The organism is Ruegeria sp. N10, assembly GCF_056531545.1.
The window spans coordinates 195,249-219,410 of the sequence record NZ_JBQFLY010000001.1 but is presented as its reverse complement, the minus strand read 5'-3'; the positions used below and the strand labels follow the sequence as shown (position 1 = coordinate 219,410).

29 protein-coding genes and 2 pseudogenes are annotated in these 24,162 nt (G+C 61.0%); 10 read left to right on the top strand and 21 right to left on the bottom strand.

Annotation, left to right across the window (positions count from 1 at the left end):
• Positions 1–85: 85 nt before the first annotated feature.
• Positions 86–775 carry an aquaporin Z gene (aqpZ, locus tag ACR0JI_RS01120; protein WP_480473355.1) on the top strand — a complete coding sequence of 230 codons (690 nt, stop codon included), beginning with the start codon at positions 86–88 and terminating at the stop codon, positions 773–775.
• A 98-nt stretch (positions 776–873) separates the two neighbouring features.
• A complete protein-coding gene (locus tag ACR0JI_RS01115) occupies positions 874–1,716 on the top strand; it encodes an alpha/beta fold hydrolase (protein ID WP_480492990.1) in 843 nt (280 codons plus the stop codon).
• A 41-nt stretch (positions 1,717–1,757) separates the two neighbouring features.
• Here ACR0JI_RS01115 and ACR0JI_RS01110 read toward each other — a convergent pair whose 3' ends face one another.
• Together ACR0JI_RS01110 and ACR0JI_RS01105 are read right to left on the bottom strand one after the other, a co-directional pair.
• Entirely contained in the window at positions 1,758–2,315 is a 558-nt protein-coding gene (locus ACR0JI_RS01110; RefSeq protein ID WP_480473357.1) for a peptidylprolyl isomerase, read from the bottom strand.
• On the bottom strand, positions 2,308–2,814 hold the full coding sequence (locus tag ACR0JI_RS01105) for a peptidylprolyl isomerase (RefSeq protein WP_209503601.1): 507 nt from the start codon (positions 2,812–2,814) through the stop codon (positions 2,308–2,310). Before ACR0JI_RS01105 ends, ACR0JI_RS01110 begins: the two co-directional genes overlap by 8 nt.
• A gap of 133 nt (positions 2,815–2,947) precedes the next feature.
• Here ACR0JI_RS01105 and ACR0JI_RS01100 point away from each other — a divergent pair, with 133 nt between their 5' ends.
• The 7 genes from ACR0JI_RS01100 (at position 2,948) to ACR0JI_RS01070 (ending at position 9,256) form a co-directional block, all read left to right on the top strand.
• Positions 2,948–4,138, top strand: a complete 1,191-nt coding sequence (locus tag ACR0JI_RS01100) for a phosphoglycerate kinase (RefSeq protein ID WP_480492989.1) — start codon at positions 2,948–2,950, stop codon at positions 4,136–4,138.
• Between the two features lie 72 nt (positions 4,139–4,210).
• On the top strand, positions 4,211–4,555 hold the full coding sequence (locus ACR0JI_RS01095; protein WP_480492988.1) for a lysozyme inhibitor LprI family protein: 345 nt from the start codon (positions 4,211–4,213) through the stop codon (positions 4,553–4,555).
• Positions 4,556–4,696: 141 nt separating this feature from the next.
• Entirely contained in the window at positions 4,697–4,996 is a 300-nt protein-coding gene (locus ACR0JI_RS01090; RefSeq protein WP_209503595.1) for an FtsB family cell division protein, read from the top strand.
• Positions 4,997–5,155: 159 nt separating this feature from the next.
• Positions 5,156–6,145 carry a pyruvate dehydrogenase (acetyl-transferring) E1 component subunit alpha gene (gene pdhA / locus ACR0JI_RS01085; RefSeq protein ID WP_209503593.1) on the top strand — a complete coding sequence of 330 codons (990 nt, stop codon included), beginning with the start codon at positions 5,156–5,158 and terminating at the stop codon, positions 6,143–6,145.
• Positions 6,146–6,160: 15 nt separating this feature from the next.
• Positions 6,161–7,534, top strand: a complete 1,374-nt coding sequence (locus ACR0JI_RS01080) for a pyruvate dehydrogenase complex E1 component subunit beta (RefSeq protein WP_480492987.1) — start codon at positions 6,161–6,163, stop codon at positions 7,532–7,534.
• A gap of 14 nt (positions 7,535–7,548) precedes the next feature.
• Positions 7,549–8,862, top strand: a complete 1,314-nt coding sequence (locus ACR0JI_RS01075; protein ID WP_480492986.1) for a pyruvate dehydrogenase complex dihydrolipoamide acetyltransferase — start codon at positions 7,549–7,551, stop codon at positions 8,860–8,862.
• A gap of 88 nt (positions 8,863–8,950) precedes the next feature.
• Entirely contained in the window at positions 8,951–9,256 is a 306-nt protein-coding gene (locus tag ACR0JI_RS01070; protein WP_480492985.1) for a hypothetical protein, read from the top strand.
• A 6-nt stretch (positions 9,257–9,262) separates the two neighbouring features.
• Here the strand turns inward: ACR0JI_RS01070 and cysE are convergent, their stop codons facing one another.
• Positions 9,263–10,072, bottom strand: a complete 810-nt coding sequence (gene cysE, locus ACR0JI_RS01065) for a serine O-acetyltransferase (protein WP_480473363.1) — start codon at positions 10,070–10,072, stop codon at positions 9,263–9,265.
• A gap of 27 nt (positions 10,073–10,099) precedes the next feature.
• Between cysE and ACR0JI_RS01060 the strand changes: the two genes are divergently transcribed.
• The gene (locus ACR0JI_RS01060; RefSeq protein ID WP_480879119.1) at positions 10,100–10,495 is read left to right on the top strand and encodes a TraR/DksA family transcriptional regulator; all 396 of its coding nucleotides are present in this window, start codon (positions 10,100–10,102) and stop codon (positions 10,493–10,495) included.
• Here ACR0JI_RS01060 and ACR0JI_RS01055 read toward each other — a convergent pair.
• From ACR0JI_RS01055 to ACR0JI_RS00970, 18 genes and pseudogenes are all read right to left on the bottom strand, one after another.
• Positions 10,476–10,772, bottom strand: coding sequence for a DUF7742 family protein (locus ACR0JI_RS01055; RefSeq protein ID WP_480492983.1), 297 nt, complete (start codon positions 10,770–10,772; stop codon positions 10,476–10,478). The genes ACR0JI_RS01060 and ACR0JI_RS01055 overlap by 20 nt on opposite strands.
• Before the next feature lie 8 nt (positions 10,773–10,780).
• Positions 10,781–13,396: pseudogene (locus ACR0JI_RS01050) on the bottom strand (baseplate multidomain protein megatron); the annotation flags it as partial.
• Positions 13,397–13,558: 162 nt separating this feature from the next.
• Positions 13,559–14,890 (bottom strand): annotated as a pseudogene (locus ACR0JI_RS01045) (baseplate multidomain protein megatron); the annotation flags it as partial.
• On the bottom strand, positions 14,890–15,336 hold the full coding sequence (locus ACR0JI_RS01040) for a C40 family peptidase (protein WP_480492982.1): 447 nt from the start codon (positions 15,334–15,336) through the stop codon (positions 14,890–14,892). The pseudogene ACR0JI_RS01045 and the gene ACR0JI_RS01040, both read right to left, overlap by 1 nt.
• Entirely contained in the window at positions 15,333–16,220 is an 888-nt protein-coding gene (locus ACR0JI_RS01035) for a DUF2163 domain-containing protein (RefSeq protein WP_267364986.1), read from the bottom strand. Before ACR0JI_RS01035 ends, ACR0JI_RS01040 begins: the two co-directional genes overlap by 4 nt.
• Positions 16,220–16,852, bottom strand: a complete 633-nt coding sequence (locus ACR0JI_RS01030; RefSeq protein WP_267364987.1) for a DUF2460 domain-containing protein — start codon at positions 16,850–16,852, stop codon at positions 16,220–16,222. Before ACR0JI_RS01030 ends, ACR0JI_RS01035 begins: the two co-directional genes overlap by 1 nt.
• Positions 16,853–16,867: 15 nt before the next feature.
• On the bottom strand, positions 16,868–17,530 hold the full coding sequence (locus ACR0JI_RS01025) for a phage tail tape measure protein (RefSeq protein ID WP_480480413.1): 663 nt from the start codon (positions 17,528–17,530) through the stop codon (positions 16,868–16,870).
• Positions 17,517–17,726 carry a rcc01693 family protein gene (locus ACR0JI_RS01020; RefSeq protein ID WP_480492981.1) on the bottom strand — a complete coding sequence of 70 codons (210 nt, stop codon included), beginning with the start codon at positions 17,724–17,726 and terminating at the stop codon, positions 17,517–17,519. Before ACR0JI_RS01020 ends, ACR0JI_RS01025 begins: the two co-directional genes overlap by 14 nt.
• Entirely contained in the window at positions 17,723–18,043 is a 321-nt protein-coding gene (locus ACR0JI_RS01015; protein ID WP_480492980.1) for a gene transfer agent family protein, read from the bottom strand. The genes ACR0JI_RS01020 and ACR0JI_RS01015 overlap by 4 nt, the downstream gene beginning before the upstream one ends.
• A gap of 4 nt (positions 18,044–18,047) precedes the next feature.
• On the bottom strand, positions 18,048–18,461 hold the full coding sequence (locus ACR0JI_RS01010) for a phage major tail protein, TP901-1 family (protein WP_480492979.1): 414 nt from the start codon (positions 18,459–18,461) through the stop codon (positions 18,048–18,050).
• 20 nt (positions 18,462–18,481) lie between these two features.
• On the bottom strand, positions 18,482–18,895 hold the full coding sequence (locus ACR0JI_RS01005; RefSeq protein ID WP_480492978.1) for a DUF3168 domain-containing protein: 414 nt from the start codon (positions 18,893–18,895) through the stop codon (positions 18,482–18,484).
• On the bottom strand, positions 18,892–19,230 hold the full coding sequence (locus ACR0JI_RS01000; protein WP_480485293.1) for a phage head closure protein: 339 nt from the start codon (positions 19,228–19,230) through the stop codon (positions 18,892–18,894). The genes ACR0JI_RS01005 and ACR0JI_RS01000 overlap by 4 nt, the downstream gene beginning before the upstream one ends.
• Positions 19,227–19,826 carry a head-tail connector protein gene (locus ACR0JI_RS00995; RefSeq protein WP_480492977.1) on the bottom strand — a complete coding sequence of 200 codons (600 nt, stop codon included), beginning with the start codon at positions 19,824–19,826 and terminating at the stop codon, positions 19,227–19,229. The genes ACR0JI_RS01000 and ACR0JI_RS00995 overlap by 4 nt, the downstream gene beginning before the upstream one ends.
• Positions 19,827–19,997: 171 nt before the next feature.
• Positions 19,998–21,176 carry a phage major capsid protein gene (locus tag ACR0JI_RS00990; RefSeq protein WP_480492976.1) on the bottom strand — a complete coding sequence of 393 codons (1,179 nt, stop codon included), beginning with the start codon at positions 21,174–21,176 and terminating at the stop codon, positions 19,998–20,000.
• A 35-nt stretch (positions 21,177–21,211) separates the two neighbouring features.
• Complete coding sequence (locus ACR0JI_RS00985; RefSeq protein ID WP_480492975.1) at positions 21,212–21,769, bottom strand: HK97 family phage prohead protease; 558 nt, start codon at positions 21,767–21,769, stop codon at positions 21,212–21,214.
• A 14-nt stretch (positions 21,770–21,783) separates the two neighbouring features.
• Positions 21,784–22,002, bottom strand: a complete 219-nt coding sequence (locus ACR0JI_RS00980) for a GTA head formation protein, RCAP_rcc01685 family (RefSeq protein ID WP_267365006.1) — start codon at positions 22,000–22,002, stop codon at positions 21,784–21,786.
• Entirely contained in the window at positions 21,995–23,158 is a 1,164-nt protein-coding gene (locus tag ACR0JI_RS00975; protein ID WP_480492974.1) for a phage portal protein, read from the bottom strand. Before ACR0JI_RS00975 ends, ACR0JI_RS00980 begins: the two co-directional genes overlap by 8 nt.
• Positions 23,159–23,419: 261 nt before the next feature.
• Positions 23,420–24,046 carry a C39 family peptidase gene (locus tag ACR0JI_RS00970; protein WP_480492973.1) on the bottom strand — a complete coding sequence of 209 codons (627 nt, stop codon included), beginning with the start codon at positions 24,044–24,046 and terminating at the stop codon, positions 23,420–23,422.
• Positions 24,047–24,162 lie beyond the last annotated feature (116 nt).

Here is a 24,162-nt window from a genome sequence, read left to right as displayed (position 1 = left end):
CGAAAAAAATTCCCCGTTCGCAACAATTTAACATAAGCTAATTCTTGAATTACGGTTAACCTCATTATTGGGCGGAGGATTTTCTATGTCATCGAAACTACTTGCCGAGTTCTTCGGCACGTTCTGGTTGGTTCTGGGGGGGTGCGGCAGTGCCGTTCTGGCGGCAGGCGTAGCTGATGTGGGCATCGGTTGGCTTGGTGTTTCCTTTGCCTTTGGCCTTACCGTTTTGACGATGGCTTACACAGTTGGCCCAATCTCGGGCGGGCATTTCAACCCGGCCGTCAGTTTGGGGCTGATGATTGGCGGACGGTTTCCGGCCAAAGACCTTCTGCCCTACTGGGTCGCACAGGTCGTTGGCGCAATCGCTGCCGCAGTGGTTCTGTACCTGATTGTCAGCGGGGCACCCGATTTCGCAGGTGTCGGAGGGTTCGCGTCAAACGGGTATGGTGAGGCCTCGCCGCAGGGATATTCGTTGATGTCGGCTTTGATCATCGAAATCGTGATGACCGCTTTCTTCATTCTGATCATTCTGGGCGCGACGTCTGAAAAGGCACCCGCCGGGTTCGCTCCGATTGCCATCGGTCTGGCGCTGACCCTGATCCACCTGATCTCAATCCCGGTGACGAATACCTCCGTCAACCCGGCGCGCTCAACCGGCGTTGCCCTGTTTGCCGACGGCCCGGCTCTGGCTCAGCTCTGGCTGTTCTGGGTGGCCCCCCTGATTGGCGGCGCAATCGGCGCTTTGATATGGAAAGCAATGTCCTCGGATGACTGATCCGCGCGGGAAAGGTAGTTATCCCGTTTTCTGAAAAACACGGTATCCTTCCGCCCAACCTGGCTTGGTCACAGCCTTTAATTCAACGGGAGGATACCATGAAGACATTTACCACAGCACTTTTCCTAAGCTGCGCCGCAACGGCAGGCTGGGCCGAAGACAAATGGCTGAGCATTCCGCAAGCCCCCCAGATGCCCGCCGCCACCGAAGCGGGCACGGCAGAGATCAACGGCATCGACATGTATTATGCCACGTATGGCGATGCGGGCGGCACCCCGGTTCTGATGATCCACGGCGGGCTTGCCCATGCCGATGTCTGGGCAGCGCAGGTTGCCGACCTGTCGCAGGACCACAGGGTGATTGTGGCGGATACGCGCGGGCATGGACGATCCACAAACGATGGCAGCCCTTATTCTTACACGTTGTTGTCGCAGGATTATCTGGCGCTGCTGGATCATCTGGGGGTCGATCAGGTGCATCTGGTCGGCTGGTCCGATGGGGCAAATATCGGGTATTCAATCTCGACCACCAACCCGGATCGGCTGGCCAGTCACTTTGCCCATGCAGGCAATGTCACGCTGGACGGGATCGATCCTTCGGTGGAAACCAACGAGGTGTTTGGCACTTACGTGGGCATGATGGCCCAAGATTATGCGGCCATGTCCCCCACTCCTGACGGGTTCGAGGCATTTCTTGGTGGGGTTGCCGCCATGTGGGGCACCGAAAAACCCGGTGGGCTCGGGGCGCTGTCATCGATCACCGTCCCGACACTCGTGGTTCAAAGCGCACATGACGAGGCCATTCTGATGGCGCATTCGCAAGCAATTGCTGACGCGATCCCCGAAGCCAAATTGCTTGTTCTGGAAGATGTCAGCCACTTCGCATCTTTTCAGGATCCCGTTGACTATACCCGTGCCATCCGTGATTTCATCGACCAATAGGCCAAAGAAAAAGCCCGGCGCTTGAGCCGGGCTAAATCATCTTATTCGGTAACGGTGACTTTTTTCATCATATCCGGTGCACCGATGATCGCACCATTCTGACCTTCGCCCCGCTTGATCGCGTCGACTACATCCATACCGTCGGTCACCTGACCAACCACGGTATACTGGCCGTCCAGAAACGGGCCGGGGGCGAACATGATGAAGAACTGCGAGTTGGCCGAATCCGGATCGCTGGACCGGGCCATGCCGACCACACCCCTGTCAAAACTCACGTCCGAGAACTCGGCCGGCAGGTCCGCGCGATCAGACCCGCCGCGCCCGGCATAACGCATGTCGAAGCCGTCCGCGCCCGAGTTGCCGTATTGCACGTCGCCGGTCTGCGCCATGAAGCCATCGATCACGCGGTGAAACACGACGCCATCGTACTGACCTTCAGCAGCCAGAGCGGTGATCTGTTCCACATGCTGGGGTGCCACATCTTCGAACAGGTCGATCGAGATTGTGCCATTGGCCCCTTCCCCTTCGACCTCGATCTGCAAACCGCTGGCCAGCGCCGGGCTTGCCAGCAAGGCAAAAGCCGCAGCCAGTTTATGCATCTGCGGCCACCTTGACGCTGATCATGCGGTCCGGGCTCGCAGGCGGCTCACCGCGTACGATGGCGTCCACATGCTCCATCCCGTCGATGACCCGGCCATAGACCGTGTACTGACCGTTCAGGAAGTGATTGTCCTTGAAGTTGATGAAGAACTGCGAGTTGGCCGAATCCGGGTTCTGAGAGCGCGCCGCGCCCAGCGTGCCGCGATCATGGGGCAGCTTGGAAAATTCTGCCGGAACATTCGGCAGCGACGAACCGCCGGTGCCCGCCATGCGCAGGTTGAACCCGTCTTCCATATCGCCATGCTGCACGTCGCCGGTTTGCGCCATGAAACCGTCGATCACACGGTGAAACGCCACGTTGTCATATTCACCGCCACGGGCCAGTTCCTTCATCCGCGCACTGTGCAGAGGCGCTACATCTGGCAGCAGCTCGATGACGACATTGCCGCCTTTCAGCTCGATGATGATTGTGTTTTCGGGGTCTTTGATCTCGGCCATGAGGCCCTCCTGTCGTTTATCTTGCGCAAATACCTATGACGCACGCGTGCGAATGCCAAGTGACGCATTGACCTGAGGGCAAAATGCAGGAAAAGAACCGCCTAAATCGGTTGCCAATGACAAGGATCGCACAATGGGCTGGAAAACACTGGACGATATGGACCTGAACGGCAAACGCGTGCTGGTGCGTGTGGATATCAACGTGCCCGTGGTTGACGGTGTTGTGACCGACGCCACCCGTATCCAAAGGATCGTCCCTTCGGTGCGCGATATTCTGGCCGCTGGCGGCAAACCGATCCTTCTGGCCCATTTTGGCCGTCCCGGTGGCGAACGGCGTGAAAGCCTGTCACTGAAACAACTGGTCCCGACTTTGGAAAGCGCTTTTGGCGCCAAGGTTCTGTTTGCTGCCGATTGCGTCGGGGCCGAGGCGGAACTGGCCGCCAGTGCCTTGCAACCCGGCCAAGTCCTGTTGCTCGAAAACACGCGCTTTCACGCAGCCGAAACCAAGAATGACGCCGATCTGGCCGCTGGGATGGCCAAGCTGGGCGATGTCTATTGCAACGATGCGTTTTCAGCCGCGCACCGCGCCCACAGCTCGACCGAGGCCATCGCACGTCTGCTGCCGGCCTGTGCGGGCCGTCTGATGCAGGCCGAGTTGCAGGCGCTGGAAAGCGCGCTGGGTGCACCCAAGCGCCCGGTAACGGCGGTTGTCGGCGGCGCCAAGGTCTCGACCAAGTTGGAACTGCTGGGCAACCTGATCGACAAGGTCGATTATCTGGTGATCGGTGGCGGTATGGCGAACACATTCCTTGTCGCCCAAGGCATCGGCGTTGGCAAATCTCTGGCTGAAACCGCAATGAAGGACACCGCCGCCGAAATTCTGGCCAAGGCCGAAAGCTCGGGCTGCCAGATCGTCCTGCCGCTTGATGTTGTGGTGGCTGAAAAATTCGAGGCCAACGCACCCCACAAGGTTCTGCCCGCCGATCAATGCCCTGCGGATGGCATGATCCTGGACGCGGGCCCTGAAAGCGTCGCAGCGATTACCGCGATTTTCGACAAAAGCCAAACCCTGATCTGGAACGGCCCGCTGGGCGCGTTCGAGCTGGAGCCGTTCGACGCGGCCACCAATGCCGCGGCCTTGAAAGCCGCAGCCCTTAGCCGTTCGGGTCAGCTGATTTCGGTCGCGGGTGGCGGTGACACGGTTGCGGCGCTGAACGCGTCGGGTGCGGCCAAGGATTTCACCTATATCTCGACCGCAGGTGGTGCATTCCTTGAATGGATGGAAGGCAAAACCCTGCCCGGTGTCGCTGCGCTGGAACAATAGGCAGCACTGATCGCATTTGGCCGCTTGTCAGGGTTCATGGTATTATCCCCTATTTGAATGGGGGATAATACCATGAGGTCATTATACCTGCTCGTCCTTCTCGCGATGCCGTGGCCTGCAACGGCACAATCCAGCTGCGGTGGCCAGACACAGCTTGACGCAAATTTCTGTGCCAAGGAGCAATGGGAGGCCGTTGACCGCGACCTCAACCGGTTGTGGAAACAAATTAAGCCGGTCGCTGATGCACATGGCAACGGCGATGCCCTTCTGGCGGAACAACGTGCGTGGCTAAAGACGCGGGACGCCACTTGCGACAAGGAACTGTCCGGCGGCGGCAGCGCTGCGCCCATGTTCTACTGGACCTGTATGAAAGAGCAGACGCTTGCAAGAAATCAGCAGCTTCAGTCCTGGCGCTGAGCTTTAACCGGGACGCAAACGAAATACTGATGAAAAAACCGAATCAGGGGATTCACAACCCGAATCGCCTGTGACATAGTGCGATCAGAGGCTCGGAAAGAGCCCGTTATTGAGGCAAGTTTTCATACGGCGGTAAACAGAGTGTCCCGTTCCCATCGGCCCGGTTTGGGTGCAGTTCTCTTCTTCTCGGTGGCTTTCATGCTGGGTGTGTATTTCACCTTCGCCGCCGTTCAGGGGGATTACGGCCTGTTTCGGCGGGTCGAAATTGCGGCGGAACGGGACGCTCTGTCACGCAGTCTGGAAAAACTGAATGTCGAAATCGCCGAGATGGAAAACCTGACACGGCGTCTGTCCGACACCTATCTGGATCTGGACCTGCTGGATCAGCAGGCGCGCTCGGTTCTGGGCATGATTCGGTCGGACGAAATTGTGATCCGCTGATCAACGACCCTTTTCAGAAAAGGCAACTCAGGCCCGGCGTTTCGGCCAGGATGCGCCGTGCCGAACGCTGCGTCACATTTCCCCTCGCCAGAAAGCCTCAAATGCTTTATGAGATAGTTTAACGCTAAACTATCTGTCCGAAAGGGGGAGATCGCCACGATGGCTGCGCGAAAAACCACAAAGAAACCAAATGTTTCTGCGGAAGAACTCCAGACATACTACCGCGAGATGCTGCTGATCCGCCGATTCGAGGAAAAGGCCGGTCAGCTTTATGGTATGGGCCTGATCGGCGGGTTCTGCCACCTTTATATCGGACAAGAGGCCGTTGTTGTCGGGCTTGAGGCCGCCGCAGAGGAAGGCGACAAGCGCATCACCTCGTATCGCGACCACGGTCACATGCTGGCCTGCGGCATGGATCCGGGCGGCGTGATGGCCGAACTGACCGGGCGCATCGGTGGCCTGTCCAAAGGCAAGGGCGGCTCGATGCACATGTTCTCGAAAGAAAAGCACTTCTACGGCGGGCATGGTATCGTCGGCGCGCAGGTTCCGCTGGGCGCGGGGCTGGCTTTTGCCGACAAGTACAAGGAAAACGGCCGCGTGACCTTCACCTATTTCGGGGACGGTGCCGCGAACCAGGGTCAGGTGTATGAGACCTTCAACATGGCGGCCATCTGGGGCTTGCCGGTGATTTTCGTGATCGAGAACAACCAGTACGCCATGGGCACCGCTCAGTCCCGCTCGACCTCGACCAAGGACATCTTCCATCGCGGCGAGGCATTCGGCATTCCGGGCGAGATCGTCAATGGCATGGATGTGCTGGCGGTCAAGGAAGCAGGCGAAAAGGCTGTCGCGCACTGCCGCGCGGGCAAAGGCCCCTATATCCTGGAAATCAAGACCTACCGCTATCGCGGCCACTCGATGTCCGACCCGGCCAAGTACCGGACCCGCGAAGAGGTTCAGAAGGTCCGCGAACAAAGCGACCCGATCGAACATGTGCGCGAGTTGCTGCTGACCGGCAAGCACGCGACCGAGGATGACCTGAAAGCGATCGACAAGGAAATCAAGGAGATCGTCAATCAGGCCGCCGAATTCTCGAAAGAAAGCCCCGAGCCTTCGGTCGAAGAGCTCTGGACTGACATTTACGCCTGAGAGGACGAATAAGACATGGCAACCGAAATTCTCATGCCCGCCCTTTCCCCCACGATGGAAGAGGGCACGCTGGCCAAATGGCTGGTCAAGGAAGGCGACACCGTATCTTCGGGCGACATCATGGCCGAGATTGAAACCGACAAGGCAACGATGGAGTTCGAAGCCGTCGATGAAGGCATCGTTGGCAAGATCCTGATCGCGGAAGGCACCGAAGGGGTCAAGGTGAACACCCCTATCGCAGTGCTGGTCGAAGAAGGCGAAGACGCCTCTGCCCTGCCCGCGGCAACCCCCGCAGCCGCAGCAACGCCCGAGGCCGCCCCAACAGCAGCCCCGGCCCCGGCTCCTGCCGCAGCGGCCCCCGCTGCTCCAGCGGTGGACCTGTCACCCGACTGGCCCGCGGATGCTGAAATGAAATCCGAAACCGTGCGCGAGGCCTTGCGCGATGCAATGGCCGAGGAAATGCGCGGCGATGAAAACGTCTACCTGATGGGCGAGGAAGTCGCTGAATATCAGGGGGCCTACAAAATCTCGCAAGGTTTGCTGGATGAATTTGGCTCCAAACGCGTGATCGACACCCCGATCACCGAGCACGGCTTTGCCGGTATCGCGGTAGGCTCGGCCTTTGGCGGTCTGAAACCGATTGTCGAGTTCATGACCTTCAACTTCGCCATGCAGGCGATTGACCAGATCATCAACTCTGCGGCCAAAACGCTTTATATGTCCGGTGGTCAGATGGGGTGCCCCATCGTGTTCCGGGGGCCCAACGGGGCCGCGGCCCGTGTGGCCGCACAGCACAGCCAGGACTACGCCGCGTGGTACATGCAGATCCCCGGTCTGAAGGTCGTCATGCCTTATTCGGCTGCTGATGCCAAAGGTCTGCTGAAATCGGCCATCCGCGACCCCAACCCGGTTGTGTTCCTGGAAAACGAAATCCTCTACGGCCGCTCTTTCGAAGTGCCGCAGGTGGATGACCTGACCATTCCGCTGGGCAAGGCCCGCATCTGGCGTGAAGGCTCGGACGTGACCATCGTCAGCTTTGGCATCGGCATGCAATACGCGCTGGAAGCTGCTGACAAGCTGGCCGAAGACGGCATCAGCGCCGAAGTGATCGACCTGCGCACCATCCGCCCGATGGACACTGGCGCCATCATCAATTCGGTGATGAAGACCAACCGTCTGGTGACAGTGGAAGAAGGCTGGCCACAGGGGTCTGTCGGCAGCTACATCAGCTCGGTCGTGATGCAGGAGGCGTTTGATTACCTCGACGCACCGGTCATCAACTGCACCGGCAAGGACGTTCCGATGCCCTATGCCGCGAACCTCGAAAAGCTGGCCCTGATCACCACGGATGAGGTGATCGCCGCTGTCAAACAAGTGACCTACCGGTAAGGAGCGACAGACAGATGCCTACAGAAATTCTGATGCCCGCCCTGTCCCCGACGATGGAGGAAGGCACGCTCGCCAAATGGCTGGTCAAGGAAGGCGATACCGTCTCCTCCGGTGACCTGCTGGCCGAGATCGAAACCGACAAGGCCACGATGGAGTTCGAGGCCGTTGACGAAGGCACCATCGGCAAGATCCTGATCCCCGAGGGCACCGAAGGGGTCAAGGTCAACACCGCCATCGCGGTTTTGCTGGAAGACGGCGAAAGCGCTGATGACATTGGCACGGCTCCGGCTGCTGCACCGGCGGCTGCCCCCGCAGCCGTCGCGGGCAACGAGGCTGCCGCGCCAGCGGCACCCGAGGCGCCCGCCCCTGCCCCGGCCGCTCCGGCCAAGGCTGATGGTGGTCGGATTTTTGCCTCGCCTCTGGCCCGCCGGATTGCTGCGCAAAAAGGTCTCGACCTGACGCAGATTGCCGGTTCCGGCCCGCACGGTCGCATCGTCAAGGTTGATGTCGAAGGCGCAACTGCCACCGCTCCGGCAGCAGCTCCTGCCACTGCTCCCGCCGCCGCCGCGCCCGCAGCTGCCCCAGCAGCTCCGTCTGGTCCATCGGCGGATATGGTCGCGCGGATGTACGAAGGCCGCCCTTACGAGGAAATCAAGCTCGACGGTATGCGCAAAACCATCGCCGCACGCCTGGGCGAGGCCAAACAGACCATTCCGCATTTCTACCTGCGCCGCGATATCAAGCTGGATGCGCTGCTGAAATTCCGTGGTCAGTTGAACAAGCAACTCGAAGGCCGTGGCGTCAAGCTCAGCGTCAATGACTTCATCATCAAAGCCGTTGCCAATGCGCTGCAACAGGTTCCGGCCTGTAATGCCGTCTGGGCAGGTGACCGGGTGCTGCAACTGAAACCGTCAGATGTGGCTGTTGCGGTCGCAATCGAAGGCGGGTTGTTCACGCCGGTCCTGCAAGACGCTGACATGAAGTCACTGTCAGCCCTTTCGACCGAGATGAAAGACCTTGCCGCCCGCGCCCGCGAGCGCAAGCTGGCTCCGCATGAATATCAGGGCGGCACCTTTGCCATCTCGAACCTGGGCATGTTCGGCATCGACAATTTCGATGCCATCGTGAACCCGCCCCATGCCGGAATTCTGGCCGTCGGCACCGGCGTCAAGAAACCGGTTGTCGGGGATGATGGCGAGCTGACCGTGGCAACGGTGATGTCTGTCACCATGTCGGTTGACCACCGGGTCATCGACGGCGCGCTGGGGGCCGAGCTGCTCAAGGCCATTGTCGACAATCTTGAAAACCCGATGGTTATGCTGGCCTGATCACAATAAACGCCCTCGCCAGAAAGCAATTCTGGCGAGGGCACATATTTTATGGCGCTGAATTGAGCCCCCGTGATCGGCGAACCGATTGTCCGGCACTGGCGTCATCCCCACCTTCTTCCTGCGGATGCTGAACGAAGAAAGGTGCGCGATGTTCCTACGATCCCTGATCCAAATCCTGTTCGTCTTTGTACTCCTCGCGGGGGCGGCACCTGATGCGGTATCCGCAAAGCCCAACAGCTATCCCGGTGAGAATTCAAAGTTCAATTCGAACGATCCCGCCGTCATCGCGCGCCAGAAAGCCGAGCAAAAACAGCGCAGGGAAATGCGCAGGCAAAAGCGGGAAGACAGGCGTCGCGAGCGGTTGGAAAGGCGCAACAACCGCTCGGACTGAAACCGTTTACTGATCTTTGCCCAGCATGTGATCCATCGAGATCGACGGCTGATCGCATCCGGCCTCGCCCACGATCTTGGCCGGGATACCGGCAACGGTCTTGCACGGCGGAACGTCCTGCAACACCACCGAACCGGCGGCGATACGGCTGCAATGGCCGACCTTGATGTTACCCAGAACCTTTGCCCCGGCCCCGATCAGAACACCATCTCCGATTTTGGGATGGCGGTCTTCCTCCTCCTTGCCGGTTCCGCCCAGCGTCACCGAATGCAGCATCGACACGTTGTCTCCGACCACGGCGGTTTCACCGATGACGATGGAATGGGCGTGGTCGATCATGATCCCCTTGCCGATCCTCGCGGCCGGGTGAATATCGATGCCGAATATCTCCGACGATCGCATCTGGAAGAAATAGGCCAGATCAAAACGCCCCTTGCGCCACAGCCAGTGCGCCACGCGATAGGCCTGCATGGCCTGATAGCCCTTGAAATACAGGATCGGCTGCAACAACCGATGGCAGGCCGGATCACGCTCATAAACCGCCATCAGATCGGCGCGGGCGGCTTCCAGCAATCCGGGATCGTTTGCATAGGCCTCGTCCACGATCTCACGCAGAACCATCATCGACATTTCGTTCGAACACAGCTTGGCCGCGATCCGATAGGACAGTGCACGCTCAAGGCTGCGGTGATGCAGAATACAGGCGTGTACAAGCCCGCCCATAAGCGGCTCCGTCTCGACGGCTGCTTGGGCTTCGGATGTGATACGGTTCCAGACCGGATCGACCGGTGTCACAGGGCTGCGTTTTTCAAACATAGCTTTTGATCCTTTGCTGCGCCTAGAATGCCATTTAGTGGCAAAAAGGCCAAACGCAAACCCGTGATCCGCGATACAACGAAAATGAATGAGTCCGAGCGCACATATTTTGAAACACGAATTCGCGAGCGTCTGGCCGAACTGAATCAATTGTCCGCATCAGGCCAACAGGCTCAGGCCGTTGTTGAGCTGGATCAGCAGGCCGTGGGTCGGCTCAGCCGCATGGATGCGCTGCATAACCAGGCGATGGCAAAGGCGCAAAAGGTGAATCGCAATGTTGAAACCCGCCGCCTTCAGGCCGCGCTTATGCGGCTGGACGAGGGGGAGTACGGGTATTGCGAGGATTGTGGCGACCGTATTCCCGATGGGCGATTGTTTCTGGATCTGGCCGCCAGCAAATGTGTCAGCTGCGCGACCGGGTGATCAGAAACTCGGCAAGATGGTGCAAAACCATCGAAAAACACTGACAATATTGCAAGTCGTCAAACCCCGGCTCGTCCGCCAGCACCCTGTTGCGCGCAACCGTCATCAACGATCCGTTGCCGTAAACCGGATGCAGCCGACCCGTGCGCGCGCGGTGATTGTCGGCCAGTTCCGCTTCATGGATCATCTGGGCGCATAAGCGGGTCCGCTCGGTCGGCGGCGCCGCCAACAAGGCGCGCGCCGCGGCACTTACATCACCATGCAAAACCGGTCGCATCAGGCCGCTTATCCGACAACCAGGCGCGCCATCGCACCGGGGCCGTAAATGGCCGACACCTGCGCAATCCCGACCTCATATGACCCGGTCAGACCATCTGCCGCCTTCATCGCCGCCGAATAGGACCAGCCCTGAAGGGATGTCATCTCTTCGCGGACAAGGGTTCCCCCCGCAAAGACACGCACAAGATAGGATTCGCTTTCCTCGCCCAGTGGAACCTCCAGCCCTGACCAGTCATCCCCATCCAACCGGGTGCGCCGCACCCAGGTCAGGTGATCGCCGGTTGCGTCGGATCGCACCCGGAGGTGAACCGGGGAAAACGGGCGCAAACCATTGCCATCGAATGAGGCGATCAGGTGCTGGTAAGCCGGATCGTCGTAACCACGGGTCGCCGGGCCGATGCGATAGTGTTTGGCCAGCCCCCGCTCGTTGCGCAACAGGTTGATCTGCTGCACCTGATCGTTCAGCAACACGAAAAGGGACCCGTCCGGCCAGACATCCGGCATCAGGGCATCCGCCCCCAACTGGCCCCTCAACCGCCCGGACAACGCGTAAACGCCGGGGGAGTCAAGCGTGGCATCCGAGAACTGGAAAACCTCCCAGTTGCCGGGTGTTCCGTCGCCGATGGCCGCTAGATTGACACCGTTCAAAACCGCGCTGCGCGGGCGCGATTCCAGCTGACCGGCCAACAGTCGCACCTTCACCGCTGGGCCCTCGTCCCAGACGCCGACACTGGCGCGCCTCAACGGCGTTTCGGTCACGCCCACAACGGACTGACCAGGGATCACATCACTCAGGCTGTACCCCTCATCGGTTGAGGAGGAATAAACCATTGCAGCCCCTGGCCAGGGATCAGCGGTCACCGCAAGATAGGGTGCATGCGGGGTCTCTGCCCCGGTGATCAGCGGCAGGTCCAGAAACACCGGCAGCACGGGAACGGGCGCGGCATAGGGTCTGACAACCGCCGGGTCGTCGTGCAGGTGCGATGCCTTGTACACACCCTGTTCAACCCGGACCGCTTCGACCAGTTGCAGATCGGCCGATTCCAGACGGTCAATCCGGTAAAGGGGGCTGTTTTCGGTTTCTGACAACCGCACCAGATCACCTGCGCCCAGATGCAGCAGCGATGGCGGCAAGGCAAACCGCACCGTATCGCGGGAAACACGGGCCTCGCTCAACCAGCGCTCAGCCGTTTGCCGGCCTTCGGTGCGTGTCATGGACAACGGCATCTCATTGACCGAGACCGAATGCGTGCTGTCCTCGGGCAGAACCGCCTCTTCCGCAACCAGATCGTGATCCGCATCCGACTGGACAAAACGCAGGCGCACGCGGCCCGTCATCTCGGCCTCGGCTTCTCGCCGGTGCTCAACCGTGCCATCCAGATCACCGCTGATCGCCAGATGATCAGGATTCAGGGCAATCGCGCCATAGCCATCGCGCATCTGAAAGCGCAAGATGCCGTTCCGTTCGATCGCGTCGAACCCATAGCGCAGCATCAGCGGTTGCAAAGCCGACCGCGCATTTGTCACATCTTCGAAGACATATCCCCGAACCACACCGTAAAGCCCGGAAACATCGATATCCGTCACCCCTGCCGCGTAGCATATCTCGGTCACGACCGAGGCCAGCGTCCGCGAGCCGGACCGGCCGTTCAGCCAATGCCCCCGGTCATAGTTCGCCCCATCATCCCATTGGCTTCGCAAATTGGGAAAGGTCGGAAACGGGCGGGTATCCCACGCCCAGACATAGGCATTCGCCAAATCCAGCATTGGCCCGCCGTAGACTTGCGACACCGGGTTGACGTCCGGGTCGCTCCAATATCCAAGGGTCGCTGCAAGGTACTGGACCTGAATGAAATCGTCGCGCAGACCGTTTGAATATGCAGGCAGCAGCGACTCAGACGATTTCGGGTCCAGAAACTTGTTCGGCTGGTTCGTGCCCTTGTCGATTGCCGCACATCCCAACTCGGTAAACCAGATCGGCTTTGATCCGGGCACCCAGTCGGTCGGATTGGGCTGACGAACGCCACCGATCCGCTCGTGGTGCAGATTTGACCACCAGCCGCGCAGGTCCTTGTACCGCCAGACCCATGGCTCATCATGCTCCTGATCTTCGATGGGCGTTCTGATCTGTGCCTCGGCCTCTTCCGGCGAGGCATAATACCAGTCATACCCCTCGCCCCCCTCGATATTGCTGCGCAGATATCCCAGGTCGTAGACCGACGGCGCACCTGCCTCGGCGTCTACGTGATTTTCGCCATCACGCCAGTCAGACAACGGCACGTAATTGTCGATGCCAATGAAATCGATGTTATCATCCGCCCATAACGGGTCGAGGTGAAAATACCTGTCTCCGCTTCCATCCGGCTGGTATCCGAAATACTCGCTCCAATCCGCCGCATAGCCGATCTTGGTGTCCGGACCCAGAATCTGGCGCACCTCTGCCGCCAGCGCACGCAGTTGCGCAACGGCGGGAAACCCCGAGGCCCCGCGGATCTGGGTCAGGCCACGCATCTCGGACGAGATACAGAAGGATGACACCCCACCAGCCGCCTTGCACAACATGGCATAGTGCAGAATGAACCGGCGCAGGCCCCATTCCTGCGGGCCAGAGTATTTGACGATCTTCGTGGCCGGAACCGGACCATTGCCAAGCAAGCCGCCAAACGTGCCGCCACCGTTTACCCATTGCAAATCGCCAGGCCCGCGATCATCCGGCCGCCCGCCAAGCACCGGGCCCGAGCCACTGCTGCCGCTGCCGCCGCCGATGTCCACCGGGGCGTCAAAGCCTTCGTTGATCGTAAAATCCGCAGCACTTGCTGTCCCAAAGAACGCGGCCACCTGCGCGTCCGCCGCAGCGGTCTGATCAGCAGACCCCGCGCGCCCCGGTGCCACATCCAGCGTGATCCGTCCCCGCCAAGGCAGATGGGGCTGGCTTGCGGCCTCCGACCAGGGATCGGGCAGCCCGTTTCCCTGCAATTGCTCCATTAGGATGAACGGATAGAACATGACCCGTTTTCCCGACTGGTTGAGGTGTCGGATCGCCTCGACCACCGCCGGGTCTGCGGGTGTTCCGCCATAGACCGGGCGGCCGTCCTGCCGCGCGACCTGGCCCGCCGTGCTGCGGACCTGATCCGACACGATCCATGGCATGTTGCGGCTGTCCGTACCACTCTGTTCGACCTTGGGCCGGATCGTGCATGTGCCGCATCTCAGATCGTCACCGAACCACGACACCACCAACGAGGCCGCGTCGCAATTTGGCAGCTCGGTCTCCAGCGCACGGGTCGAGCTCACAAGATCCGATACACCGGACGCGGAATGCGCATTGGCCGCCCAGCTTGTCCCGGATTGCGTATAATTCACCTGCGAACGGGCCAGCGCATACTCGCCCGTGCCCGGTATCATCGCCACGCCCCGCACGATCTGCGGCAGGGCGCTTGGGTAATCCGGCATGTCGCGCTGCGCGGGGCGCACCACCTCGAACGAGAACTGCGGCACCCGGTTGCCAAAACTCGCAAGCGGGAAATCCTCGATCACGACATAGGCTGTACCGCGATAGGCCGGCACCGTGCCCGCCCCTTCGATTGCTTCGATCAGGGGATCGGGCAACTGATCCAGCGTGCCGTGATAGATGCGCATGTTCAGCCCGGATCGGTCCTGTTCTTCCCCGTCTGCCCAGATGCGCCCGACATCGGCGATCTCGCCTGCACCAACGGCAATGGCCAGCGAAATCGAATAGCTGTAGCTGACGGTGGTCACTTCGGGGGCCTTGGGTTTGCCTTTGCCCCCGCCTCCGCCGCCCTGCGTTTCCCGGGTCTCGGTCTCAAGAAAGTCCGACGCCCAGATGACCTGACCACCCACGCGCATACGCCCAAAGACCGTGGTCACCGGTGCACCCTCGCCGGTTTCCGTCAGCCTGAACCGGTCCATGCGGCCTGTTTCGACGACTTCGCTGCCACTGCCCATGACGGACTGGCTGAAGAACCTCTGGTCGATGACCCGCCCAACCGTCGCGCCAATGGCCCGGCCGATGATCGCGGTGGACAGGCCCGCGACCGTTCCACCGATTGAACCGCCCAGCGCCGCCCCGGCTGCGGAAAGAAGAATAGTAGCCATCAGAGCACCTCCAACGGGAATTCGAAACAGGAAACGATTCTGCGACGCCAAGGGCCGCTCAGCGCGTTCTCGACAACGCCATGGCCGGAATAGGCGTGAATGAACCTTGGTTCCGGGCCTGCGACGCTGACGATGCCAAGATGTTTGGCCACGCTGCCATCGCGCATCCGGAACAGCAGAACATCTGCGACCGCAAAATCGGCGACCGGTTTTTCGACCAGATGCCGCCGCGCCGCCGCCCACATGCGTTCCTCGCCCTGCGGTTCGGACCAGTCCAGACTGTAGACCGGAACCGCCTCGGGCTCCTGCCCGATCACCGCGCGCCAGACGCCGCGCAACAGGCCCAGACAATCCGTGCCCGCCCCCTTGGTCGAGGCCTGATGCACATAAGGCGTCCCCAGCCAGCTGCGCGCTTCTGCGACAATATCCTGCCTGTGTATCGTCACCTCAGGCTCCCTCCGCTGTTAGCTTTGCTCTGTTTGGGAACGGCCATCACCCAGTCTTCGCCCGGAAGATCAGGAAAGCCCTGAAAGTTCAGCAGGTTGTTAAACTTCAGGCGGCAGGTCTCCATGCGTTTGTCGCACCCCGCCCGCAGCCTGACCATGTCACCCGGCACCAGGCTTTCCCCGAAACCGGACCAGAGCGTAATCTGCCGCCCTTCCGCCACCTGCCGGTCATGCTTGATTGATGACCAAAGCCCCTTCGCCGCTCCCGACACAACGTCGACCCTGCCGCGCTCGAACCAGCCGTCTTCGATGGTTGCCCCGCCCGCAACAAGCAGAACGGTTCCGCCATCGAAACCGGTGACGGCGCCCTCGATCCAATAGCCGGGCGTATCCATGTCGAACCGACAGGTCCGGTCCCCCAAAACGGCAGTACAAGGCTTCTGATACACGCGCCCCAACGGGCGGTTCAGCAAATCGGTCAGGCCACGCAGCTCGGCGTGAAACGCGCCGCCTGCGCGCCGCAATTCCCCGATTGAGCCCCGGAACTGAAGGATACGCTGATCCGGGTCGGCCCAGTTGACCAGCCACGCGCGCACCTCGGCCCCGTCGAACCGCCCCGCCTCGATATCCTCTTCGCGAATGGCCGCATCCGACAGCGCGCCCATGGCTTCGGTGTTGTCAATGGACAGGCCGGTGGCCTGTTCGATGGCCGCCGCCGTCAATCCGGTGCTGGCCCTGAACGTCAATCCGTCAAAGCCAAGTTCCAGATCATGATCGGTGAACCCGTATTCCTGACCATCCCGGCGTCTGATCGCCCAACACCGGCACACGGTGGTCATCCCGCTTTGCAGATGCGCGTGCAGGCCCTGTTCATCCACAGCCATCAGACACGCACCTCGACCACGGGAACGTTTGGCGCCTCTCCGGCCTGAAAACTGGCGACGCTGGTATGGATCTTGTCGGTGTCAAACCGCACCGGTACATCGAATTCGAACCCGGCGGTGATATCCACCTCTTCCGGTGGCGGGTCGGCAAAGGTGATCCGGCCTGTTGCCAGATCAACCTCGAATTCCACGCCCTCCCGGATCTCATCCTGATCCAGCCCCAGACGCACCGTTCCTAGCACCGGCTTGACGATGGGGCGAGCATAGCTGACCCCGCCCGAGCTATAGGTCTTGATCAGCTGAAACTCGGTTCGCACACCGTCGCCGCGTGCGATAACCTGATCTCCGACATCGACATCCAACGTGGCCTTGCCGGATTTGAAATCCGACCAGTCCTTCCAGCGAAACCCGTACATCTGGCCCTGCCGCGCCTCGAAGAACGAGATCAGCGTCTCGATATCGTCCAGCGAGCGCATCCCCAGCCCCGCGTCATACCTGCGCCGGGAATGGGCCCAGGGCGTGTTGCGTTCTTCGAACCCGTTGGCCAGCGTCACGATATCCGTGCGCCGCTCGGGCCCCCCGACCGAGCCAAAGCTCAGGCTGGCGGGAAATCTCACCTCGTGGAAAGTCATCACCTGCTCCCTGATTTACCTGTTGCGATTGCCGCGCCCCAACGCACGGCTCATCTGTGCTGCAATCTGTCCCTGCGAGCGGCGGAACCCCTGCACATCCGGGGTCGTGATGTTCATCACCACATTCACCGAACGCCCGCCGCCCTGCGTGCGCACGCCCAGCTTGCCGTCCGCGCCGCGCGCCAGCGGCATGATCGCCTCGGGGCCGGCCTCGCCCATCAGCCCGGTGCCGCCCCGCATTGGAAACATCGTCGGACTGCTGACCACGCCGCCATTGGCAAAGGGCATCACCCGGCCCTGGCTGAAACTGCCGCCATCGGCAAAGGGCAGAAGACCCTGCACCAACCCGCCGACCGAGTTTGCGAGCAACCCACCGAAATGATCCGTCACCGGCTTGATCGCGGCGGCATAAGCCGTTTGGATCAGCGAGTTCTTCAGCACATCCAGCGCGCCCGACAGGCTCATCCCGTCCAGAACCACACCATCAAAGGCCTTGCGCAAACCGCTGGACATGCCCCGCTCCAGCGTGGCGACATCCTTGCCGGTTTCCTCGAACGCGGCGCTGATCCGCTTCATCTGGCTGTCAAACGCCGCGGCCATCGTCGCAGCATCACCCAGGGCATCGCCCAGCGCTGCGCCCCGTTCCTGCAAGTCGTCAAACCCGTCACGATCCGTCATCACGCTCTCCTTGTTGCTTGTCCGGGAAGGCGGCCAGCAGCGCGTCAAGGCCTGCCCGGTTCATCGCGGGCATCCCGGCGCCCTGCCCCAGCATCAGCCGCAGTTCCGCCGGGGTCAGACGCCAGAACTGCTCCGGCGTCAGCCGCAGCCCCAGAAACCCGGCCCGCATCAGGGCGGGCCAGTCGAACCCGCTCATGTCGTTTCCGGCACCATGAAGGCACGGGCCAGCAGTTCGGCCGCCGCTTTGGCCGCAGCCATCGGGCCGCCCTCGATCTCGGCATGAAACAGGTCGGCGCGGGTGGCATTCCGGCCTCCGCCCCGCAACCCGGCAACGATCAGCGCCAACACGTCACTGCTGGAATACGCGCCACCCTCGAACCGCTGCACCAGCTCGACCAGGGATCCGGTGCTCAGCTCCTGCTCCAGTTCCGCCAAAGCGCCCAGCGTCAGCTTGAGCACCCGCCGCTCTCCATCGATGGTCAGTGCCACCTCGCCCGTCCACGGATTGGCCATGCGATTACAGCGCCGTAAAGCTCAGCGCACCGGCGCTTGCCATGCTCATCTCATAGGTTGCCTCACCGTTGTGCGAGCCTGCATATTCGATGCCCGTCACCTGAAACGTCCCCTCGACAATGCCGAAATCGGGGATGATCACCTGAAACGCCGGGGTCTCGCCGTCAAAGAACAGCTGCCGCGCACGTTCGTCCGTACCAGCATCCTTGAACACGCCCGAACCCGAGATCGAGGCCGATTTGACCCCCGCCCCTGACAACAGCTCGCGCCAACCCCCCTGACTTTCCAGACTGGTGACGTCCACGCTTTCGGCGTTGAAACTGATCCGCGTGGCCCGCAGGCCCGCAATGGTCTGGAACAGGCCCGTGCCGTTCATATCCACTTTGACCAAAAGGTCTTTTCCGTTCTGGGCAGCCATGTGCTCTCTCCGTTGATTGCTTAGTCGTCTTCCACGCGGGCGCGGAATCTCAGGTCGATCTGGCGGATGCTGCCGCCGGTCCCGGTTCGCCGGGCCGAGGCGCGCTCGAACCACAGCCCGACCAGATGCCCGCGGCTCAGAACCAGCGGCGCATTGTCCAGCGCGTCACACACCGCCCCGGCCAGCGTCTTTGCCGCGCCAAACCCGGCGGCTTCGGACACCACCGAAACCGTAAAGCGATGGATCGCACCCGCGCCCGACCGGTCCGAGGCGTCGCGGACCTCTTCCGGGCCCAATGTCACATAGGTCTGCGGAACCGTTCCCGTGGGCACCGCGTCATAGATCGCGCCGCCGGACTGGCCGCTGACATCCGCATCCGCGGTCAGGTGCTGAAACACCGCCGCCTGCAGGGCGGCTGATACGCCATAGCTCATGCCGCCACCTCTTCATCCGCGAAACAGGTCAGGTACTGGCCGCGCGCGTCACGCTCTGCCACGGCGCGGATGACGAAACGGCGATTGCCCTCGCGAAACCGCTGATCCGGCGCCGGGCGCATGGTCGACCCTTCGGGGGCGCCCCGCACCACGATGCGATACCCCACGCGCGAGACGGAAACGCCAGCGATCTGCCGTTCCGCACCACTGCGCGCCGTGACCTCGGCCCACAGCGTTCCCAGCGCGGCCCAAGCCTCGGTATATCCCCCGGACCCGTCAGCGCTGCGCATCGGGGCCTCAAGCACCAGCTTGCGGTTCAGACGCGGGGTGTTCATTGCACCACCCCCGCACCAAAGCGCACCATCCGATAGCGCTGGATCAGGCTGGTGACACCAAACGGCATGCACCCCGCGCCCAGCGCGGTCTCGTCCCGGTATTCGTAATAATGCGCCGCCAGTAACAGTACCGCCTGGCCCAGATCGGCAGGCAAACCGGCCCAATCCGTGGCCATCCCGGCCGTGAAGGCGATCTTCACCGCACCCCCCGTTGCAATCGCAGGCAGGACCAACCCGACCGGCCGCAACCGCGGGCGCTGGCCATCGCGTTCCAGCCGATACACCGCCGCATCCGCAACGGTTTCAGAACCTGCCGCATCGGTCAGCGTCACGGACAGCACCGATGTCACCGGGGCAACCGGCAAAACCTCGCCCGACGGATCGCGCCAACCGCTCAGGCTCCATGAAAAGTCGCGCTCGATCAGAACCTTGCCGGTGCGCGCCTCAATCGCGGCCATGGCCGCCCGCAGGAACCCCTTCAGCACCTCGTTCTGAACGTCATCCTCGGCAAAGCCCCTGCCCAGCCGCAGATGCGCCTTGAACTGATCCACCGGCAGCGCCGCATCCGCGATGGCGGTTTCTTCGATCAACATCATCCATTCACTCCGCAATCTCGGACCCCACCGGGGGCCTCAGTCAGGAAAATGACGGGCACGCGCCGCCCCACGTTGCTCGGACGGAGGGGAGCAGCTAGACAACGCGGGGGATCTCACCCCGGCCCGTGCCCGCCGCCCGAGGGGCTGATGGCCCCCCGGATTCGCCACCGCCTATGCGATGCCGAATTTCACCAGCTTGATGGCTGCAAAGTCGCTCACATCACCGCCCACGCGTTTGGTCGCATAGAACAGGACATGCGGCTTGGCGCTGAACGGGTCGCGCAGCACGCGCAGATCGGGGCGTTCGGCGATGGTGTAACCGGATTTGAAGTCGCCAAACGCAATCGAGAAGCTGTCCGAGGCCGCATCCGGCATGTCCTCGGCAATCAGTACCGGATAGCCCATCAGGCGCGCGGGCTCACCAGCGGCCAGACCGTCCGACCACAGGAAGCGGCCATCGCTGTCCTTCAGCTTACGGATCACACCCGCCGTTTTCGAGTTCATGACGAATGTGCCATTGACCCGGTATTGCGCGCCCAGCGCATAAACCACATCGACAATCGCATCCGCGTCGATACCGCCATCGATGCCGGTGGCAACATACCCCAGGCTGCCCCAGGACCAGGTGTCGTCGGATACCGCGCGGTGGATCATCAGACCTTTGGGTTTGTCCACACCGTCACCCGCGATAAAGGCCGCCGCCTCGGCACGGGCGAACTTGTCGGCAATCCGACCGGCCAGCCAGCCCTCGACATCGAACGCGCTGTCATCCAGCAAACGTTGCGAGGCTTTGGGCAGCGCGCTCAACTCGTGCAGTGGGATCGAGATGCGGTCGATCGACGGGGTTCCGGTTTCGGAAGTGGACGAATTCTCATCGGCCCAGCCGGCACCGACATCGGTATGGTCGATCAGCACATCGAACGAATTCGCCTCGACATTCACCACCGACGCAATCGAGCGGATCGACGCGGTTGCGTTCAGAACCGACTTGATCGTCTCGGCGGTCTGCGGATCGACCAGATACCCGCCATCGCTGTTGACGGCGGTGGACAGCGATTTGCTCTCCATCTCCAGCCCGCGCAGCCCGTCATCCTCGCCCGAGCGTACATAGGCGTCGAACGCCTTCTGGTGCGGTGCACCGTCCAGGGTCGAGGCCGCAAGATGCGGGCGCGCCGCGATGGTTGATTTACGATCCAGCATGGTCAGTCGCTCTTCTGTCTGTTGCAGTTTTGTTTTAACTTCAGCTTTCAGGCCCTTGAATTCATTCACGAAGCCAGCCATCGCCTGCTTCACCTCCTGAACCAGGGGCGCACCCTCTCCGGTCAAGGCCGGGATCTCGGTCTTGCTCATCAGCATGTCCTGTTTTTGGGTGGGTTTGAGGCGCGCTAGGTCCGCGCCAGCTCCTGCCGGGCGTCGTTGAACACCTCGGCAATACTGCGCCAGGTATTCTCGGCATCGGGGTCGCTCCCCTTTGCCGCCACCCGCGCACTGGGCAGCATCGGGAAGGTCACCAGCGACACCTCCCAAAGCTCCAGTTCCGTCAGGACCCGCTGGCCCTTGTCATTCTTCACGGCCCGTTTGGTGCGATAGCCGATCGACAGGCCATCCATCGCACCCGCGCGGATCAGCTCGGCCGCTTCGCGGCCTTTCTGGGTGCTTTCCAGCAGACGTCCCCTGACCCACAGGCCCTTGTCGTCCTCGCGTACCTCGTCCCAGACGCCTATGGGTTGCGCCGGGTCGTGCTGCCACAGCATCTTGACCCGCTGACCCGCCTTGGCGAGCCCCTCAAGCGAGGCGCGATAGGCCCCGCGCTGCACCATGTCACTGCCATGATCGACTTGCCCGAACAGGCTGGCATAGCCTTCGATCATTGCATCCTCGGTCACTGACAGGATGTCACCGAACCCTGCGAACTTATGCTCCAAATCCATGAACTTCTCCATGTAACCCACTGAACTTATGGCGTTACCACCAAGAAAGACTGAAACGCCTGCGCCAGGATCACTGCGGCCACACCATAGACCGTCAGCCACAGACGTTTCTCCAGCCGCTCCATCATCTCTTCGATCTGATCCAGCCGCCTGCACAGATGCGCGTGCTGGATCTCGGCCACCCGCTCATGCGCGGCCAGACGCAACCCCGGCGCGCATTCGAACGGCGGATACCCCTCAGCCATCGGCACGCTCCGGCAGCCCCAGCAACCTGCGTTTTTCCACATCGCTCAGGAATTCCGCCCGATTGACCCGCGCCCATTGCGCATCCCGCTCTGCGGACAGGGCCGTTACTTGATCCAGATCGGGCTTCAGCATCAGATCCTCGCCGGTAAAGCCCGTCAGCCACTCCGACACCGCTGCCGCCACCCGCGTCACCAGAGGCAGCACGGTCAGGCGGTAAAACGCCCGGTTGGCCTCCTGATAGTTCGAATAGGTCGCGTCGCCCTGTATCCCCAGCAGCATCGGCGGGACCCCAAAGGCCAGCGCGATCTCGCGGGCGGCGGCTTCCTTGGTCTTCTGAAACTCCATATCCGAGGGGGAAAAGCCCATCGGCTTCCAATCCAGCCCCCCCTCCAGAACCATCGGACGGCCGGCATTGCGCGCCCCGCGATAGTTCTGCTCGATCTCGTCGGACAGGCGGCGGAACTGCTCCTCGGCCATCATTCCGTGACCATCACCGCCCTTCCACACCAGCGCCCCCGAGGGCCGCGCGGCATTGTCCAGCAGCGATTTCGACCACCGCGAGGCGCTGTTATGCACATCAATCGCCGTCGCCGCTGCCTGCATCGGCGAGAACCCGTAATGATCATCTTGCGGGTGGAACGTCTTGATATGGCAGATGGCCTCGGCCGAGAACCGGTGCGTCTTGCCACCGACGCTGTAATCATAGGCCTTGGGCCACCCATCCGCCCCCGGCACCACGCTCATCCGGTCCGAACGCAAAACATGCAGCTCAACCGGCAGCCCGTCCTCGACCTGCACCGCCTCGACATAAGCATTGCCCGACAGCAGCAGCTGCCCGTACAGGGCCTCCAGCATCTCTGCCCGCCCCTGCGCCGCATTCGGGCGCCGCAACAGCGCCAGGATCGGATGCGCATCGAAACGCTGCCCCTGACCCTGCAAAACCAAGGGCAGAGCCGCCGCCGATTCAGCAATCAGCTTGACCGACCGAAACCCCACCGGATTGCCCGAAAACCCCGTCCGCGTCAGAGACACCGTGTCCCGCGGGCTCCACGCCACGCGCCCGCCGGTCTGCCACGCCACCACAGGCCCGGTCGCGCTCGCCTTCGCCTCGGGCGCGCTCCCAGCCGATCCACGACGCAAGAAATCGAATACCATCTGTGCTCCTTTCTGCCGCCGCTCTGCCCGGCTTGTTGAAAGGAGTTATGACGGAAAGACGTTTAGGGCTTGGGAATGGGGCGTACGGGGGGTGCGCAACGGCAATCTCGACCTGTTGCCGCGATCGGCCACGGTCAAAGTTCAGTTTCCCGCTTCACAGACAAAGCCGCCGTTCACTGTCTTCAGACGATCTCTGAGTTTCACCGATGCCAAAAACTTCTGTTCTGAATGAGCGGCACGAAACCAGAAGTTTAACACAAACTATTTCGGATACGCGAAAAAAGCGCTGCGATTATTCGCGAATCTATGGTTGTGCCAATTTTCCTTCAGTACGGCATAGCTCAAAATGCGAGACTGTTTTCCTGGCAAGTTTGGATCGCGAATATAAACAACCTGTGCTTCATCATTAAAACCCATTACAACAAATGTGTGTCCCTCATCCTGATGGACATCAATAAGTACCGGGCGGCCTTTTCTCAGACTCGCCTTTATGTCGCGAAGACCAGATTTAAAGCCAGAGGATGTTTTTGGGTAATCGCGAATTTTCCACTTATACCCAAACTTGCGAAGTGCGTAGTTGGCATCTCTCCAATACGTGAACTTTGAATTTCTTTGGCTTTGGGGTTTGTGACCTTCAGCGATGGCTTTTAGTTCGGCGGGATCAATTCTGCCCCCAAAATACTGAACAACCATTGCCGCCGAAGTTGGTACACATAGATAATCGCCTTGCCTTATGTGAGGAATATCTAATCTTACGTAGGACTTTGTTATGCCCGGGGGTGGCAACTGTCGGTGAGAAACAGCTCCCTCGCGCCAACCGACTTCAGCGTTTACCGATGGCGAAGTGAAAATAAGAAACAAAAATGACAGTATTATCGTTAAATACACTTCATCCTCCTTTTCCAGAAGCGTATTCTAACTATTCTGTTGCAGTCAAACTGCGCCGAAGGATCCTCTTCTGAGGTTCTTTTTAAGACCAAAGTAGCGAAGAAAAGAAGCCGAAT